The organism is Maribacter litopenaei (assembly GCF_025244665.1).
Taxonomy (GTDB): Bacteria; Bacteroidota; Bacteroidia; order Flavobacteriales; family Flavobacteriaceae; genus Maribacter; species Maribacter litopenaei.
Genome location: NZ_CP104205.1, coordinates 2,826,745 through 2,844,450 on the forward strand (window position 1 = coordinate 2,826,745; position 17,706 = coordinate 2,844,450).

The 17,706-nt window shown below is 42.4% G+C and carries 20 protein-coding genes and 1 pseudogene; 17 read left to right on the top strand and 4 right to left on the bottom strand.

Annotation, left to right across the window (positions count from 1 at the left end):
- Nucleotides 1-256: 256 nt before the first annotated feature.
- Nucleotides 257-1,026 (bottom strand): annotated as a pseudogene (locus NYZ99_RS15220) (DeoR/GlpR family DNA-binding transcription regulator).
- Between the two features lie 763 nt (nt 1,027-1,789).
- Here NYZ99_RS15220 and NYZ99_RS15225 point away from each other — a divergent pair.
- The 8 genes from NYZ99_RS15225 to NYZ99_RS15260 all read left to right on the top strand — a co-directional run bounded on the left by NYZ99_RS15225 (nt 1,790) and on the right by NYZ99_RS15260 (nt 8,036).
- On the top strand, nt 1,790-2,629 hold the full coding sequence (locus tag NYZ99_RS15225; RefSeq protein ID WP_260572117.1) for an esterase: 840 nt from the start codon (nt 1,790-1,792) through the stop codon (nt 2,627-2,629).
- Nucleotides 2,630-2,637: 8 nt separating this feature from the next.
- Complete coding sequence (locus NYZ99_RS15230) at nt 2,638-2,946, top strand: alpha/beta hydrolase (RefSeq protein ID WP_260572119.1); 309 nt, start codon at nt 2,638-2,640, stop codon at nt 2,944-2,946.
- 184 nt (nt 2,947-3,130) lie between these two features.
- Nucleotides 3,131-4,687, top strand: coding sequence for a SusC/RagA family TonB-linked outer membrane protein (locus tag NYZ99_RS15235; protein WP_260572121.1), 1,557 nt, complete (start codon nt 3,131-3,133; stop codon nt 4,685-4,687).
- Nucleotides 4,648-6,243, top strand: coding sequence for a TonB-dependent receptor (locus NYZ99_RS15240; protein WP_260572122.1), 1,596 nt, complete (start codon nt 4,648-4,650; stop codon nt 6,241-6,243). The genes NYZ99_RS15235 and NYZ99_RS15240 overlap by 40 nt, the downstream gene beginning before the upstream one ends.
- A gap of 96 nt (nt 6,244-6,339) precedes the next feature.
- Entirely contained in the window at nt 6,340-6,852 is a 513-nt protein-coding gene (locus NYZ99_RS15245) for a RagB/SusD family nutrient uptake outer membrane protein (protein ID WP_260572123.1), read from the top strand.
- Nucleotides 6,840-7,319 (top strand): hypothetical protein, encoded by a 480-nt coding sequence (locus NYZ99_RS15250; protein ID WP_260572124.1) that lies wholly within the window; start codon nt 6,840-6,842, stop codon nt 7,317-7,319. The genes NYZ99_RS15245 and NYZ99_RS15250 overlap by 13 nt, the downstream gene beginning before the upstream one ends.
- Complete coding sequence (locus tag NYZ99_RS15255) at nt 7,253-7,621, top strand: hypothetical protein (protein ID WP_338039048.1); 369 nt, start codon at nt 7,253-7,255, stop codon at nt 7,619-7,621. Before NYZ99_RS15250 ends, NYZ99_RS15255 begins: the two co-directional genes overlap by 67 nt.
- A complete protein-coding gene (locus NYZ99_RS15260; RefSeq protein ID WP_260572126.1) occupies nt 7,584-8,036 on the top strand; it encodes a RagB/SusD family nutrient uptake outer membrane protein in 453 nt (150 codons plus the stop codon). Before NYZ99_RS15255 ends, NYZ99_RS15260 begins: the two co-directional genes overlap by 38 nt.
- A gap of 206 nt (nt 8,037-8,242) precedes the next feature.
- Here NYZ99_RS15260 and NYZ99_RS15265 read toward each other — a convergent pair whose 3' ends face one another.
- The 3 genes from NYZ99_RS15265 to NYZ99_RS15275 form a co-directional block, all read right to left on the bottom strand.
- Complete coding sequence (locus tag NYZ99_RS15265; RefSeq protein ID WP_260572127.1) at nt 8,243-9,604, bottom strand: ATP-binding protein; 1,362 nt, start codon at nt 9,602-9,604, stop codon at nt 8,243-8,245.
- A gap of 168 nt (nt 9,605-9,772) precedes the next feature.
- Entirely contained in the window at nt 9,773-10,225 is a 453-nt protein-coding gene (locus NYZ99_RS15270) for a JAB domain-containing protein (protein WP_260572129.1), read from the bottom strand.
- Between the two features lie 307 nt (nt 10,226-10,532).
- Nucleotides 10,533-11,336, bottom strand: a complete 804-nt coding sequence (locus NYZ99_RS15275) for a M23 family metallopeptidase (protein WP_260572131.1) — start codon at nt 11,334-11,336, stop codon at nt 10,533-10,535.
- 96 nt (nt 11,337-11,432) lie between these two features.
- On the opposite strand from NYZ99_RS15275, the gene NYZ99_RS15280 reads away from it, so the two are divergent.
- From NYZ99_RS15280 to NYZ99_RS15320, 9 genes are all read left to right on the top strand, one after another.
- Nucleotides 11,433-12,623 (top strand): hypothetical protein, encoded by a 1,191-nt coding sequence (locus NYZ99_RS15280; RefSeq protein WP_260572133.1) that lies wholly within the window; start codon nt 11,433-11,435, stop codon nt 12,621-12,623.
- Nucleotides 12,624-12,743: 120 nt separating this feature from the next.
- Nucleotides 12,744-13,571 carry a hypothetical protein gene (locus NYZ99_RS15285; RefSeq protein ID WP_260572135.1) on the top strand — a complete coding sequence of 276 codons (828 nt, stop codon included), beginning with the start codon at nt 12,744-12,746 and terminating at the stop codon, nt 13,569-13,571.
- A 49-nt stretch (nt 13,572-13,620) separates the two neighbouring features.
- Entirely contained in the window at nt 13,621-13,833 is a 213-nt protein-coding gene (locus NYZ99_RS15290; RefSeq protein ID WP_260572136.1) for a hypothetical protein, read from the top strand.
- Nucleotides 13,811-14,047, top strand: coding sequence for a hypothetical protein (locus tag NYZ99_RS15295; RefSeq protein WP_260572138.1), 237 nt, complete (start codon nt 13,811-13,813; stop codon nt 14,045-14,047). Before NYZ99_RS15290 ends, NYZ99_RS15295 begins: the two co-directional genes overlap by 23 nt.
- The gene (locus tag NYZ99_RS15300; protein ID WP_260572139.1) at nt 14,047-14,487 is read left to right on the top strand and encodes a hypothetical protein; all 441 of its coding nucleotides are present in this window, start codon (nt 14,047-14,049) and stop codon (nt 14,485-14,487) included. The genes NYZ99_RS15295 and NYZ99_RS15300 overlap by 1 nt, the downstream gene beginning before the upstream one ends.
- On the top strand, nt 14,459-15,163 hold the full coding sequence (locus tag NYZ99_RS15305; protein ID WP_260572141.1) for a hypothetical protein: 705 nt from the start codon (nt 14,459-14,461) through the stop codon (nt 15,161-15,163). Before NYZ99_RS15300 ends, NYZ99_RS15305 begins: the two co-directional genes overlap by 29 nt.
- A 15-nt stretch (nt 15,164-15,178) precedes the next feature.
- Nucleotides 15,179-15,964: a hypothetical protein gene (locus tag NYZ99_RS15310; RefSeq protein WP_260572142.1), complete on the top strand. Its 786-nt coding sequence runs from the start codon at nt 15,179-15,181 to the stop codon at nt 15,962-15,964.
- 38 nt (nt 15,965-16,002) lie between these two features.
- Nucleotides 16,003-16,176, top strand: coding sequence for a hypothetical protein (locus tag NYZ99_RS15315; protein ID WP_260572143.1), 174 nt, complete (start codon nt 16,003-16,005; stop codon nt 16,174-16,176).
- Nucleotides 16,148-17,701, top strand: a complete 1,554-nt coding sequence (locus NYZ99_RS15320) for a TraM recognition domain-containing protein (RefSeq protein WP_260572144.1) — start codon at nt 16,148-16,150, stop codon at nt 17,699-17,701. Before NYZ99_RS15315 ends, NYZ99_RS15320 begins: the two co-directional genes overlap by 29 nt.
- The last annotated feature ends 5 nt before the right edge of the window (nt 17,702-17,706 follow it).

Below are 17,706 nucleotides of genomic sequence, written 5' to 3' on the forward strand. Positions count from 1 at the left end.
ATAGGAGTAAGGCTTAGTTTTTTAAATACCTCCGGAATTTCGGTTCGGCTTTTTCCACAAGACTGTCCGGAAAAAAATCCCGATTTCCTATGATGATTCCTATGGATAGGTTCGTCTTTGACATATTTAATATTTCATATAATTACAATAGTGCATGACCGGTCATGCAAGGCAATTGGAAAATCCATCCGGTCGCTTTACTATTTTTTTAATAAAATTTGCTTAAAGCGTTTAAAAAAAGAGATTTTCTTTGGTGCTATGTGGCCGTAATGATTTCAATTTCATTCTCTTTAAAAACATTTTTGTATTTCTGCTCCAACCCGTCGTCAGTGATGAGATAATCGATTAAGGAAAGGGCTCCCAAACTTGCAAGGGCATTTTTTCCTACCTTACTACTATCTGCCACCAAATAGGTGATATCCGCAGCATCGATCATGGCCTTTTTAACCACCAAATCACTGATACTCGGGTAGGTCAACCCGATTTTAATGAAATACCGGCTGTGGCCAAAAACAGTTTTTGCACGTTGAGTCCCTCAAAAAAATCGGCCGCCTTCTGTCCGGTAAGGGATAAGGTCGGTGGTTTGAATTCACCACCGGTCATGATGACTTCGATACCCTTTTCCGTTCCCAACATAACGGCGATGTTCAGGGCATTGGTGATAACGGTAATGTCCCTCAAACCTATCATTTTCTTGGCAATTTCAGTCGTTGTAGTACCGGAGTCCAATATCACTGTATCACCAGGCTCGATAAATTCGATTGCTTTATTTGCTATTCGTTCCTTCTGCTCCATATTTTCCCTATTTGCAAGGGACAAGGCCTCTACTTGAGATTTAATATTTTTCAGAAAAGCTCCACCGTGTTCCTTCACGATCAGTCCTTTTTTCTCCAATTTTTCGAGATCATTGCGAATGGTTACCTCCGTTACCTTAAAAATTTTCGCCAAGTCTACAACCTTGGCGGAGCCATCTTCTCTAATTAATTCTAAAATTTTATCCCTTCTAACGTTTGAGAGTAATGCCATATATTTCACGCATCAAAATTAATAATAAATATTCGAAAATAAAAGAAAGTGTAAATTATGTGATCAAGGAAACACAAAATTACATTACAATATAAGGATTTTGTTAAGAATGTCTTAAATATTTTAGAAAGGTGTTAACGGATTCAAATAAAAAAACTTAAAAAAACAAGGCCCATCAATAGGATGACGGGCCTTACTTAAACTAACAACATCTCTCATTTAATTCAACCTAATCGCGTAATGAAAGAATGATTACAATCTTAAAACAATGATTTAATTATAAGTTGGCCAACCATGGTTACTCATGCCAAGGATGAATGTAAATTAATGCTCCTACGAAAACATTTCTTTCGTATTCGAAAAGAAATACTTTTCAAACACTTACGATTAATTATCATTTTAAGCGTTTTCAAATATAAAAAATAAAAAACAAATGAAAATTAAAATAAGTTAAAAGCTAAATAAAATAGTTTTTATCTATTCATTTTAGTCCTTGCCCTTGAAGCATGGATTAATGAACATGCCCTCGCCCACTACTTCAGGTCATTGTATTATGGTTATACTGCCCTTTACAATAGAATGGGTAAAATATTTAGTTCAGGGAACACTATCTCAAATGTGTATATCACATATTTCCAACTTCTATTTTTTCTTTTTGATATAATTATCTATTCCTAATTATTAATATTTTAATTTATTATTATATTTTTCTATTATTATTTTATACTTTCGTAATAATAAAATTGAGAAAAAAATAAAAATAATGCTGCGTAAGACGAGAATGGGAATCCTTTTTTGTGGGTTTGTTTCCTTTTTATATAGTCAAGAACCTTCGGCGCCAAAATCACCGGAAGTACTTTCGGATAATTCGGTAATCTTTCGTTTAAAGGCTCCTAATCTTGAGACTGTGGCCGTTTCAGGCACATGGCCCAGTGAATATGACTATGTCCAACCCATGGAGAAAAAGGATTCCATATTTGAATTAACATTGGGGCCTCTCCCCTCCGGAATGTATGAGTATACCTTTCTTGTGGATGGTATCCGTGTATTGGATCCCAACAATAAGGAAGTCACACGTGATGGCACCCATATTGAGAATAGGCTTATGATCCCAGGAGATCAAGCGGACTATTATGATGTCAAGTCAGTCCCTCATGGCAAAGTAACATCCTTATGGTATGATTCCCCTGTTACGGGCAGCCAGCGACGCATGTATGTATACACCCCGCCAGGATATGATAATACCTCTAAAAGTTACCCTGTACTGTACCTCCTTCATGGTGGAGGGGGCGACGAAGATGGTTGGATAACCCGAGGAAGAGCCAATTACATTTTGGATAATATGATAGCGAAGAACGAAGCGGAGCCTATGATTGTCGTCATTACAAACGGTGATCCCAAAAATTACGCGGCCCCTTTGGATATGTCCATTGACAGAGGGGTTCCCGAAGCGCCTGGAATCAACACGATGGCATCTAAAAAATTCGAAAAAAGCTTGGTTGAGGATGTAATACCCTTCGTGGAAAAAAATTACAGGGTTAAGGACAATGCTCAAAATAGGGCCATCACAGGGTTTTCGATGGGCGGATATCAAACCCAGTAATATAACCAATGCCTATCCGAGATAAGTTTAAGTATATAGGAGTCATGAGCATGGGTCTCTTTTCTTCCTTTCGTGGTAACAATGACTACAGCAAGGAAAATCATATTGCGCAACTTCAATCCTTAAAAGAGAACCAACCTTCCGAATATTGGGTTTTTATGGGTAAAAAGGATTTTCTGTATAAAACCGTTACGCCGCTTAATGAACTTTATAAAGAAGTTGGGTTACGATATACCTATAAAGAGGATGACGGACGACATGATTGGTATTCTTGGAGAAAATACCTTACTGAGTTTCTCCCTGTCCTCTTTAAGTAACAAAGACCATAAAACGTATACACCCTTTAAATAGATAATTTTTACACGCTACCTAATTACCAGTACAACTAATTATGAAAACGTAAGGACCAACACTTGAAAAACACTCATCAATGGCCAAGAAGTCATCGATTTTTTTGGCCGATCACTTAAACTCAAAAATTAACTTAAATCAAAACAAATTATGAAGCAAAAACCCAACAAATGTTTTTTAAAACCTAAGGTACAGCGCATTCGGCTACCTTTAGGTTTTGCGCTACTGCTGATGATTTTCGGACCAAGAATGTCATGGGCCCATGATGAAAAGAGTATCACCATAGAGGTTTCCAATCCAACGCCCCAATCTACCGTCTCAGGTATGATTATAGATGAGGCGGGTCAGCCGTTACCAGGCGCCAACGTAGTTGAAAAAGGAACCACGAATGGTACCCAAACGGATTTTGATGGAAATTACTCCTTGACCGTAGACGATGGGGCTACGCTGGTAGTAAGTTACATTGGATTTCGGATCAAGGAGGTTCAGGTAAATGGACAAACAAGCATAAACGTTACCTTGACCGAAGATGCTGCGGCACTGGATGAGGTAGTTGTTACCGGATATGCCGTTCAAACCCGAGGTGACTTAACAGGATCCGTCAGTAGTGTGGATGTCTCGGAAGCTACCAAGGCGCCGATTGTCAGTGCTGCAGAGGCACTGGAAGGGCGCGTTACCGGGGTTACCATTACGAATAGCGGAGCTCCGGGTTCTTCACCCGTGGTTAGAGTTAGGGGTTATGGTACTGGTAACAGCAACGACCCTCTTTATATCATAGATGGAGTCCAAACGGATGACGCAAGTATTCTAAATACTATCAATCCAGGTGACATCGAGCAGATCAACGTATTAAAAGATGGGGCGGCCGCCATTTACGGAGCTAGGGCTTCCAATGGGGTTGTCATCATTACTACTAAAAGTGGGGGATACAACATGGATACCGCAAGAATATCCTTGGATATGTATACTGGTTTTTCCAATGCGAGAAATGTCCCTGAAATGTTGAATGCCCAACAGCATGGCGAGATGATTTTCCAGAGTATCAGGAACGATGGTGGTACGCCTTCACATGCCCAATATGGTGATGGTCCAACACCTGTGGTACCGGATATGCTTCAAAGAACTCCTGTGGATGTCACTGTAAACCCGAATGGAACACGATGGTTCGATGAAATTTACCGGTCGGCTCCTACCCGGAGTGCCTCCATGACGTTTGAAAATGGTAGTGATAAATCTAAATATCTATTTTCAGCGAGTTACTTGAATCGTCAAGGAATTCAATTGGCCACTGGATTCAAGCGTGGATCTGCGCGTTTGAACTCTGAATTCAGGATTGGAGACCGTATTAAGGTTGGGGAGCATACCAATATATCCTTTACCGGAAACAATGGAGGGGGTTCCCAGGTGGAATTTGCTTACAGAAACTCCCCTTTGGTTCCGGTATATGACGATAATGGGAATTTCGCCGGTACCTATAGTAATGATACGGGCTTGTCGAATCCAACCAATCCTGTAGCCACGCTACTAAGGGCTGGTGATAACTTTACAAAATCCTTACGTGTATTTGGGGATATTTATGCCACTTTGGATATTGCCGACGGTTTGATGTTCAAAACATCGATTGGTGGATCTATCAACGCATATAACGATAGAAGGTTTCAGAAATTATGGCCGAGCATTCAGAGCCTTTGGCTACCAATACCATGACGGAGCAGGATTATGATCGATACGAATGGGTTTGGAACAATACGTTGAATTTCAATAAATCCTATGGTGATCATTCCATCAATGCCCTAATCGGTATGGAAGCTTTGGATGTTTCTCAAAAAGGAAAGGAGATCAGCAGGATCGATTACTTTTTTGAATCCCCAGATTACTACTTGTTAAGTAATGGTGGAGGCGCGCCGAATGTCAATTTTGCCTATGATGGTGGTTCCTCGTTATTCTCTCTTTTCGGTACCATCAATTATAATTTTGCCGGAAGGTATTTGTTAACCGGAACCCTGAGACAGGACAAGTCCTCGAGATTCGTAGGGGATAACAAAAGTGATATTTTCCCTTCCTTCAGTGCCGGTTGGATTCTTAGTGAGGAAAACTTCTATCCTGAAGATGCTTTGGTCAGTAGGGTGAAGTTTAAAGGTTCATGGGGACAATTGGGTAATCAAACATTGCCCGTAAACAATCCTACCACGAACATTTCGGTGTTGAGTGAGCAGTTTGCCAATTATGTATTCAATGGTAGCGGTGGCGCTACTGCCGGAGCTATCTTGAATGCCGTTGGAAATCCAAATTTGAGATGGGAAACCAGTGAGACAACAAACATCGGCTTGGAATTGGGATTCTTTGATAACAAACTAAACCTTACCGGGGAGTATTTCATTATAACCACGAAGGATTTGATCAATCAGGATGCCAGTTTGATAAGTTCTACCGCTATCGATGCGGCACCACCCTATGTGAATTTGGGTTCTATACAGAACAAGGGTGTTGATGCGAGTCTTTCTTATGCCGATGTAACAGAATCAGGCTTCCGATATGGAGTAAACGTCAATTTCTCCTCGTATAGAAATGAGGTGATAGATTTGATTAGTGCCTTTCAACCTGGATTTGGTGGTTTCAGAACCTCTGGTACCGTCACAAGAACGCAGGAAGGTGAACCGATATCCTCTTTCTATGGTCGTGTGGTCGATGGTATCTTTGCCTCCGAGCAAGAAGTAGCCTCCAGTGCTGACCAAGGGTTCGCTACCCCCGCGGATGGTGTGGGAAGGTTTAAGTACAAGGATTTGAACAATGACGGAACCATCAATGATGATGATAGGACCTTTATAGGAAATCCGCATCCTGACTTTACCTATGGTGTCAACTTAACCGCAGGATATAAAGGCTTTGATGTGTCCGCTTTTTTTGCCGGTTCTCAAGGTGCTGAGATCTATTTCAATGACAAGGTATATTCTGACTTCCCTACGTTCTTCAATGGAAACAGAAGTACCAGGGTATTGGATTCATGGACTCCGGACAATTTGGATGCCTCTTTGCCAGCTCTTAGTCAGAGTATCACCAATAATGAGGGAGGTCCGAATACCTATTATGTAGAAGATGGTTCCTATATGCGATTAAAGAACCTACAAATTGGTTATTCCTTTAATGAGGACGTATCAAGTATGTTGGGTATGGACAGTATTCGTTTTTATTTACAAGGAACCAACCTGTTTACCATCACGAATTATTCGGTGTTGATCCGGAAATTCAGCCAAGATTCGTAAATGGCAGCATTGACAACTTGACTATAGGTGTGGACAACAACAATTATCCATTGGCGTCCATATATACTTTTGGAGTAAACTTAAAATTTTAAAAAAATGAAAAAGAGATTAATTTATTTAACATTGATTACGGGCATGCTCATAGCGGCTTGTAGTGAAGACTTTACCGATAAACCGGCCATTGGTGCACTTTCGGATGACGCGCTTCAAAACGCCACAGGTGTCGATTTGAAATTAGTGGCCGCCTATTCCGTATTGGATGGTGAGCGAATCAATAGACAAGGAGAAGGTGTCGCGGCCGGTGGTGATAACTGGTGGACCGATGTCGCCTCTGATGATGCGCATAGAGGAAGTACCGATGCCGATAATACAGCCCTATTTCAAATAGAAGTACTGAACTGGGAAACAGGTAACAATTGGTTTTTGGGAAGATGGAGCGCCCTTTTTGGGGGTGTTAACCGCTGTAATGCGGTATTAGACCTGATCAATCAAATAGAGGACGGGGATTTTTCTACACAGTTTGGGGAAGCATCCTTTCTACGGGGCTACTATAACTTCGAACTCCAAAAATTCGGGGAAATGTTCCCTTTATTTCTGTGGAGAATTTAGTGAATCAAGAGTTCAACCAACCCAATCCTGGCCCAATTTGGGCAGAAATTGAGGCCGATTTTGAGGCAGCTATTGCCAACCTAGGTCCTGATACGGGAATAGGAAGAGCAAATATTTGGGTGGCCAAAGCATTTTTAGGGAAGGCATATCTCTATCAAGGCAAATGGGATCAAGCATTTACCGTATTGAACGATGTGGTACTCAATAGTCCGTATAGTTTAAATGCCGAATTTGTGGATAATTTCAACTATGCTGGGGAGAACGGCCCTGAATCCATGTTTGCCATTCAGTTTTCTGCGGATGATGGTAGGTCCTTTAATGGGAACGGTGCCGGTACATTAAACTTCCCAGGGGGTGACCTTTGCAAACTTGTTGCGGTTTTTATCAACCGACTCAGGATTTGGTTAATGCCTATCAGACGGAAGGTGGATTGCCACTTTTGGACACGTATGCCGATACAGACGTAAAAAGTGATTACGGTATCAATAGTTCCGAGCCATTTACCATTCACGATGGGCCTGTGGACCCGAGATTGGATTATACTGTCGGTAGAAGAGGTATAGACTACAATGGTTTCGGACTTAATCCAGGTAAGGAATGGATCAGAGCTACATTTGCGGACGTTTCCGGGCCTTACCTACCAAAGAAAAATATGTATCAGGCCGATGAAGTAGATGCCCAGCGTGGTACTGGAGGTTGGGGATCCGACTGGTCTCGGAATCAATTACAATGTGCTACGATATGCGGATGTGCTATTAATGGCCGCTGAAGCCGCTGTTGAAAAATCGACACCTGATTTGGGAACTGCATTGGAGTATGTAAACATGATAAGGAATAGGGCCAAAAATACCACCTATGTTCAAAATGTAGATGGCACGGGATCTGCTGCTAACTATGAGATTGAGCTTTACACCTCATTTCCTAGCCAAGATTTTGCCAGGAAAGCCGTTCGCTTTGAAAGACGTTTGGAGATGGGAATGGAAGGACATCGTTTATTTGATTTGAGAAGATGGGGAATAGCCCAATCCGTTATCAACACATATATTCAAAATGAGGCGGAGGATATTTACCTGTCCGATTATGGTCGGTATGGAACCTACCAGGAAAAACATGATTTGTTTCCTATACCCATTAATGCCATTGACCAGAGTGGCGGGGTTTTAACTCAGAATCCTGGATACTAAAACCATTTGAGATTAGCTAAGAAAGAGGGCATTTGTGGATGCCCTCTTTTTTTTTGTAAAATTTTCACAGAAAACCTTCGGTACCTATTTTTGGCACAACGAAGATTTTTTTTTCAAAAGCATTGCACAAATGGTGTCCTTTTCCAAGGAGATTCGTTCCTCATTTCTTAAAATTCCATTGTAAGGGAAAATAATAGCGGGCTCATTTAGATTTGGTCATTGTCCTTTGTGAGGATTTGAACATACTTAGGCAGCATAGATCCTACATAATAGGGTACATTCATTAATATAAACTTAGTCCCTTTGTCGGTTACCGCTTCTTCTATTTTAAACTTACCCGCATACATTCTGATGGCATAACGATGGGGTGCCCGATCCATGAATTGATGCAGGGATTTCAGGGAGCCTGTAGGCCCCGATTTGATTTCAACGGGTATGACCATATACTTATAGGAAAAGACCAGGTCCACTTCCGAGGACGCCTGGCTTTTCTCCCGTACCCAAAAATGGGGTTTATGATACTGAATCGTTTGCAAGGAAATCAGTTCCTGGGTAATCATGTGGGGGATGATACCTCCCCTTGTGGCATCGTTTAAATCCGACAGGCCCAATAATTGGCCTTGAATGTTCAGGGCATGATTGACAAGTCCTGTATCCAAGAACTGGAGCCTTGGGGATTTTCGGAGGTTGGGTTTTATGGGTGGTGTCAAGTCTGTGGTAGGGTATATCAATTGGATGATCTTGGCCGCATCTAGATTTCGTAGGGCCTCCCCTACCTCTCGGGAACGATAATTGGAATTCCCAAAGTTTTGGAATTTTATGCGTTGGTCGAGATACATGGGTGCCGTATCCATGATATGTCTTACGACCTTTCGTTCCGTGGCGTTCGAAGTATATTTTTCCACATCTTCCTTATAGGTTCCCCAAATACTTTCATAGGTACGCGGTAATTGTGACAAGGTTTCCCCATCGATGGTGCGTTGAATGATTTCGGGCATGCCTCCAAGAATGGCATACCGATGAAAAAGTTGTAAAAGGGTGTCATGGGCAATGGGGGAAACGGGAGCCGTTTCCAATTGCATAAACCCAGTATAGTGACCAATGGCCTGTAAATACTCCGAAAAATTCAGCGGAAACAGGTATAGGTATTCGATACGTCCCACGGGAAAACTTTCCACCTCCTGAATAGCAAATTCCAACAAAGATCCAGCAGCGATGACATGCAAATCGGGTATTTCTTCATAGAAATAGCGTAATAACTGGATGGCCTTGGGTTCCTCTTGGATTTCATCGATGAAGAGTAGGATGTCCTGGCCTTCCTTGGGTATTATATTATGGGCCGGATAAAGGGCCTCCATGATGGTAGACACCTCCCCGAATTGGGTAAAAAAGGTCTTATCCCTTGATTTTTCCAGGTTGAGGGAAATAAGGACATCGAAGGATTTCCCAAATTCCTGTACAAGGGTCGTTTTTCCCACCTGGCGGGCTCCCCGAAGAACCAAGGGCTTGCGGTTTTTGCGGGTTTTCCAGTCCTCTAGGGACTTCATTGCATGTCTATAGAAGGCCATGTATTGGTTTTTGTAACAGAATAAAGGTAGTTATAAATAGCATTTGTAACAAAATAAAGGGTGTTTTTATAATTTCTTGTATAGAAATAAGGGGTGTTTAATCACAAAAGCCCCAAGGACTTGGGGCTATACTCTAGAAAAGGATTGAAAAGAAGCTATTAACTATACTTATAGGATACCGTTATCCGCAAAGCTGAAATAGTCTTCTTCCAAGGGGGAGAGAATAATATGATCGAGTACCCGAATATCGAAAAACTCGGCCGCCTTTTTTATTTTTTGGGTAATCTGTTTATCGGCTTCACTGGGGCGCAGGGTACCGCTGGGGTGGTTATGGGCCAATATCATGGCCACGGATAAGGATTTAAGGGTCACCGCGAAAAGGATCCGTATATCTACAACCGTACCGGAGATACCCCCTCGGGAGAGTTCAAAGATACCGTTGACCTTATTATTGTTGTTGAGTAGGAGTACTTTAAAGGATTCGTGTAGGCCGATGGCATCCTTGTTCCAAGAATGATAAAGGAGGTCGGCCACCGATTTGGAATCTACAAGGGGCTTTTGGGATTGAAAAAGGGCTTGGTTGTGATAGCTAACCTGAATTTCGCTGACGACTGTTTGCATGAGGTATATCCTTTGATTTACATAGGCAACCCCTTGGTTTTTAGGGCATTTCCTATACTTCAAGATACGACCGAACCCTTGGAAAACCGACCAAAAACCCCTCAAACCCCACCCCCGTCTTTCTTTCCCTTTCCACAAAAAAAGGCCCCATAGGGCCTTGCGTTAGGGATAGCAGCAACATCGCCTTGGTAGGCCGGACTCCCCGTTTAAAACCGATATCCTGCAGTACCCTATCCCCTCTCTTGGACGGCCCAACCGGCGATACCGTGTATAGCCCGGCCAACGCCTATATAACTTCTTTACCCATTCAAGGAATTTCCGATACATTTTCTATTCGGCCTAGCAACCACTTTCGGAGTATGCTACGTTTACGTCCAAAAGACTTTTGAGGGTCGATAGGTTTCCCATGGCGGATCAGTTCGTAGTGCAGGTGAAAACCCGTAACGTTTCCTGAATTTCCAACGCTGGCGATTACCTGGCCCTGTTCGATTCGGTCACCGACCTCAACAAATGATGCTTCCGGATGGGCGTATAAGGTTTCAAATCCATCGGAATGGCCAAGGACAATGACCCGTCCATACCCTTCCTGAACGTCCACTACTTTTACCTGGCCACTTGCCGTGGCATGGACAGAAGTTCCTTTAGGCGCCGCCAAATCATAGCCCTTATGGTTTTTATACCTTCCTGAAATAGGATGTGTACGCATACCATAGGCACTTGAAATCCGGAACGTCTGTATCCGTAGTGGAGTAATGGAGGGTATTCGTGACGCATGCCGTAGCACCTCATTACATCTTTCGAAATCTGTAATAAGATTTGAACCTTCATAACCTTCAAAGGTCTTCTTTGGCTCTCCATAAAAATCTACCGAATGGACATTTTGTTCCGACAGTTCCTTTGTATCTACACCAAGGAGGGATACTGCTTTTCCTATGGATCGGGTATCTCTCGTACGGGTACTTCCAAGTGTAGGCCCTTCCTTCGTTGCTTTGGGGCTATACAGCACCACACATAGCAATAGCCCCGCTAGATACATCCAATAGCTAATTGTCTTTTGTGGATAGCCACTAGCTTGTCCCCGCATCACTTTTTTAAGGAAAGACTTTGTCAATTCAAATATTTTATTAGTTTTGTTATAATTATTTACAATAATAATATTTATTTACAAATAAAAATGAATACAAATAGGGTACATTCAAATTTACATTTGCACCTTCCACGACTGCTTCGTTACTTCGGAGGCACTTGCTTAAAACAGCAAGATAGCTATGCCCTGTATCGATTTCAGGGAAGCCATGTAGTCATGATTCATACCGAGGAAGGCTATCGGTATTACGAAGTACAAAGCCCTGAAAAGAAGTTGGAAGCCTTTGATTTGGTTGTTTCTTATATGGCCAAAATGGAAACCAATCCTCGCATACCTATTTGGGATAAGGTTTTCGAATTTTATAACAACCTTTCGAAAGACTCCGACCTTGTACTTATCGAAAAGTATGAACCAGCATTCAAAACGGTCAAAAAGGATTTCAATCATTTCCATACCTATTTGTCCGGATCTGCGGCAATGGAACATCCTTTGTACACGTCCGTGGCAGGGGATTCAGTTTTCGAAAAACGTTTTGGGCAAGGCCCGGACAAACGGATTTTGTTCCCTTTGTATAATATACAAAACGAAGTATGCGGGTATTTTGAGGATGACTTGGAAGACATTCGTCCCTATGGGGAATCTGCCATGGAACACGGTTTATGGTATTCCCAAATCCCCGAAAAAATCGAGGCCCTTTTTGTTTTCTCGAATCCTAAGGAGGCTATGGCCTTTCATCAAAGATTCCAATTGAAAAACGCCGTATATCCGGCCTTAGGAAGTATCAATCATACGACTACCCGCATTTTATTCCAAATCCATCGACTGACCAAAATGAAAAAGATAATGCTCTCTTTTACAGGCGACAGTAAAATTGCAGGGTTTGTTCGGGATTTGCATTTTATATCCTTCATGGAGGAAGAATTTAGATTGCGTGTTGCCGATGGAGGCATTCAAATTGAATGCAAGCAAAAAGACCCGAAGGCCTTTGCCCGATTCTACACGCACTGTAGGGATTACAATGAGGGATTGCGAAAGCACTTTTTAAAACACCGATCCATTTTGGACCAGCACTTGGTGAACGCCTATAGTTTGGTCTTGTCCCAGGACGGGGAGCAAATAAATTTAAGGGTTCCTTTGGAAATCAATGCGCTACAATTGATGGTTTGGAGCTATTACAAAATCTTTCTACATACGACCTTGGACATACTCAAGCCAAAAAAAGTCGATTGGAATTTGGAATGGGAGGAAATCCCTTCCCTACAAAACGAAGGAAAGGAGGTGCAAGTGGAAGAGTATCGTATCGCACAATAAAAGAAAAAGGGCGCTCCCGCCCTTTTTCCATCATATTCCTTAACGAGTGAACAACTCACATTCATTCGTTATTCAAAAGTAACCATAATCATATTCTTTAACAATTTAAATTACTCACACATGGAAACACGGATTGAAAAAGTGTTCGTTAAGATGAACCAAGTATGGCTAAAAGGGGAAGCCATTCCCGCCACAGAAAACACGTATAAGGTACGGGTACCCAATTATCCCGACTTTACCATTGAAAAGGACAGTGAATTTTTGGAACACCAAAAATTTCCAGCACAACGTTTTGCCATAGGCGATGCCAAAGAGCGGTTGGAAGGAGCCTATATTAGTTTTGGCAAGCTTCCGGACAACATACAGGATGCCATTATCAAAGGAGAGGAATACTTACACAGTAGTTCCTATATCGCTGACGGATCACTAAAGCATCAAGTAAAAATGGTCGAGATGGTCTATCAGCAGAATACAGGCTCCAAACTGGATGTACAGATTAAACGGAACGAACCCGTTCCTCCTGAAGAGGCCAAGGCCTATAACTATCAGTTTACAAAGGAGGAGTTTAATCAGATGAAGGAACAAGGAAAGGTAATCTCCTTTACCGGAACTTCAACGAATGGCGAGCAATTTACCAAACTGGCCTATTACGAGCCCCGCTTGAACGACATCCGTACAAAGTCCGCCCTTTCCGAAAAGACCTATTTTTATGGGCAGCCCCTTACCAAGGAACAGGCGGATGCCTTGAACAAGGGCAAGGAGACGGAGATTACCATACCCACAAAGCGCGGGGAGAAAACCTATTTGGTGAGCTGGAGTCCCAAGGCCGAGCGTTTTATCACTAAATCTGTAGAGCAATCGAAGCTCAACAATATGGAAGTGACTGCAGAGACTGTGCAGCCCGATGTAAAAAAAAAGCGTACTAGGGGCCAAACCGTAAGATTATAGTTCCATCCCATGTAACAGGGTAGGTCCTTTTGACCTGCCCTTTTATCTTATGAATGTCCTACCCCCATATGCGGAACATATTGACTATTACAAGGACTGTATCGCCCACATCAACTCAGTCATCGATTTTCCCGGATATCTACAACGAAACGGCTATCAATTGATCGCCAAAAGTGCAGGATCTATGGAGTTCAAAAAAGATGATGAACGTCTCGGTGTTGAACACCCAAAGAAATCCCATGAGCTATTTCAACCGTCATGACTCCGTGGATAAAGGACGCTTTTTCTCCTATCTTCGGAAACGTTCCGAAACCTTCTATAAGGCCATTTCTCCGGGCATGGACCTCAGCGGGGAATACTTGCACCTACCGCCTGCAACCCAGCCCAAGACACTCCCTAAGACCAAAACAACGGATTTATCGGATCGGTACCGTATGGTGCCTTTGAAAAACGCCGAATATCTCACAAAGGACTGATGTATTTCCGAGGCCACACTTCGGACCCGGTATTTAAAGACCGCATTTTTAATGCCTTGTACGAGTTGAAACGGGGTGGCACCATTGCCAACATGGCCTTCCCTAAACTCGATGAATTCGGTACCATTCAGAACTATGTCCTTTACAATAGACCTTATACCGCCAAACCCAATAAACCTCCTCAAAAGTTTCAGGTGGTTTTGAATTCCAAGACCATTACCTCTTTCATTCCCAAATTCCAAAGGAAAAAACAATACATATCGTTTTTGGGGAAAGTGCCATCGACCTGTTGTCCTATCATGAATTATATGGTACCCACGGAATTGGTACATCAGTTTTGGAGGACAGGTATATCCAAAAAAGATACACTTTTTTATAAAATTATTGGACGGGCAACAACACCGAAAATCCATGCAACTGGTTTCGATCATGAATCATGACCTCCAAGGGGCCCGCTTCGACTTGGATATCTTTTCAAGTCTAATCAACCATGGCGAGAATAAGGTTCATATTGAAAACACCTATGAAAAGCACAGATGGACCGTCCATATCCGATATACACATATGGAACTTACCCATCAACAAAGCCATTTTGGAGCAGTAACAAAAGCCTTAAAAGCCCATGAGATGTCCGATGTCTGCATCCAATTAAAAGACAGCCTTCTAATCACCCTGGAAGTTATAGACCCAAGGACGAATACCCTACCACCGAATCGGCTGGAACTCCTACGATTATTGACCCTGACATTGACTACATTATATCTAAAGATTCCCGTCAACATTCATAAATCGCAGCATAAGGATTGGAACGAAGACCTGAAGCATACCAAACAACCGGGATACGAATTAGTCCCATGGAACCGAGATAGCCAGTTGAAGACTGGTGATCGGGTGTATTTGAAAATGACTACGGGTCCCGAAGGCACTACCCGCCCAGGCACCGTAATCAAAGTCATGGAAAAAGGGGTGCTATGTGATTTTGGATTAAAGACACCGTACGCCATTCCCTTTGTTCAGATTCGGGCCCTAGAACGGCCCATACCTAAAGAACAAACGTCACTTTCCAAGGCCGTGGGAAAAACGTCCAAGAGAAACGCTCCAAACCTAGGCCTATAACAAAAAACAGATCTCATGGAATCCCAAAAAATTGCCTTTTCCGCCATGTTCATCTCGGTCATCTGTTTTCTATCGATTGGCTTTTTAGATCATTACCCTACCATCCATCAAGAGATGAACGTACTAGGTTTACAATGGGTGTATAGTTTTTTGAAACGTTTTGGCCCTTTGGAACGACCTTACTTTAACCGCCTGTTTTTATTATTGACCATTTTTGGGGCCGTTATGTGCTACTACCCCAAAAAAGTACCTGGAAAAACCATATCAAAAGGTTTGTTCCTGTGGTGTTTGGGGGTTATACTTCTCCTGCTATCACAATCTCTTATAGCATCCAAACGGCCCATAATTCCCGTTACCATTGGCTGTTATTTCTTGGGTTTTGTGTTAAGTCTTTGGGGTACCCTTCACCTTTTTCAGGTAGTACCTTACGAACCCCTATCCGAGAAAGACCCATTTAATGTTGAAAACGAGACCTTCCAACAAATGGAACAGCGTATCGACACCCCCTACTCTGTCAACATACCCTATGACTATTACCATAAAGGGCTATTACGCAAAGGATGGATCAATTTCATCAATCTGTTTCGGGGCTTGTTGGTCGTGGGAACCCCGGGAAGCGGGAAGTCCTTTGCCGTTATCGAGGAAATCTTGGAACAGTTGATTCAAAAAAATTTTCACTGTTACTGTATGATTTTAAGTTTGATACGCTTAGTACCATTGCTTACAACTATTGGCTACGGGAAAAGCAAACCTTTGGGAAGGAAAACCAAACAGCGCCATATTCAAAGTTCTACGTATTAAATTTTGACAATGTTGAACAATCCCATCGATGTAATCCATTGGATCCGTACCTATTAAAAAGTCAAATGGATGCTTCCGATGCCGCTACCGTCATTATGAAAAACCTCAACAAGGAATGGATCAAGAGAAATGATTTCTTCTCCCGGAGTGCCATCAGTTTTGTGTCGGGACTTATCTCGGTATTTGAAACGCAAATCCGAGGAATACGGTAAGAATATTTGTACCCTACCCCATGTCATTATATTGTCCACCGTCAATATTGAGTATTTACTTTCCATCATGTTGGAAGATATAGAAGTCCGAAACCTCATGATACCCTTTAAGGATGCCTTGGAGCGGGAAGCCGGTCAGCAATTAGCAGGACAGACGGCCAGTGCACAGATTTCCCTATCCATGTTGGCCAATAAGGAAATATTCTATGTGATGACGGGAAATGATTTTCAATTGGACATTAATAACCCGGAACAGCCCAAGATCGTTTGTATCCAAAACAACCCTAATCGTTCCGAAATCTATGCCGCCCCTATTGGTCTATACATCAACAAGACACTGCAATTGATCAATCGACCGGGTTGCCGACCTTGCGGGTTGCTATTGGACGAGCTACCCACGGTATTTATTATGGGACTACGAAAAATCATCGATACAGGTCGCTCCCATTTGGTGGCCACAGTATTGGGCATACAAAGTATCAGTCAATTGATAGCCGATTATGGTCGGGAATTGGCCGATGTTATTTTTGACAACTGTGCCAATGTGTTCAGTGGTGCGGCGAAAGGAGAGACTGCCCGGCGAATCAGCGAGATCTTTGGGCGTATCCATCAGTCAAAAAAAGCGCATACCCTGTCCAAGCAGGATACCACCATGAACATCAGTTCGGAAATGATGGACTTATTGCCTAAGAGTAAGATTTCAGGAATGTCCACTGGATATTTTGGAGGGATGGTAGCCGATACCTTTGAACATCCCATACCCCAAAAACTCTGTTATGGATTGTTACGACCTAATTTGGCTTCCAAGCGGATACAGAAGAAATATGCCTTACCTGCCATTCGCACCTTTGTACCCGAGGATTACGAGGAACAACTGCAGCAACGCGTTCAGGATTTGGAGGACCTTCAATTTTATGATGTCTTATACCGATTGGATTGGCATATTTCCGATTATTATGGGTTCTATCATGACCACATACCAACAATTGCCGCAAATTCTTATATCTCTGAGATTGAGCAATGGGACTTTATTAATTTGGTGAAGGATTATGGCCTATTTGATTATCGTACCGAGTTGTCCCATTGTATCCAAGATAATCCGAAGGAAGACCACCTATTGAAAAAATTACTAAAATCACTGATAGCACGGTATATCAAAAACAAGGAAAAGAATCGGGTGTTGGACGCAAATTTCCATAGTATTTTGGAAGATGTTGATGAATTGGTCCAAAAGGAGTATGTCAAGAACCATGGGACATCCCCAACATCGGGCGTATTTGATACGGAAAAGGTGGTCGGCATGGACCATAACACCGAAGAAAACCAAAGTACCACGGAGTCTTCCGGAAATACCGACACCCATTTGAATCCGGAGGAGCTCTTGGACCGGTATACAGGTAAACAAGAAAAACCTACTTTTGGGGATAGAAAACCAAAATTGAAGGAGGATTTGTTTGTTTTCGGCTCTTTATTACAAGCCAGCGAACCATATTCCAGCTATCCCGTAGAAATCGTCGAAACATGAAAACA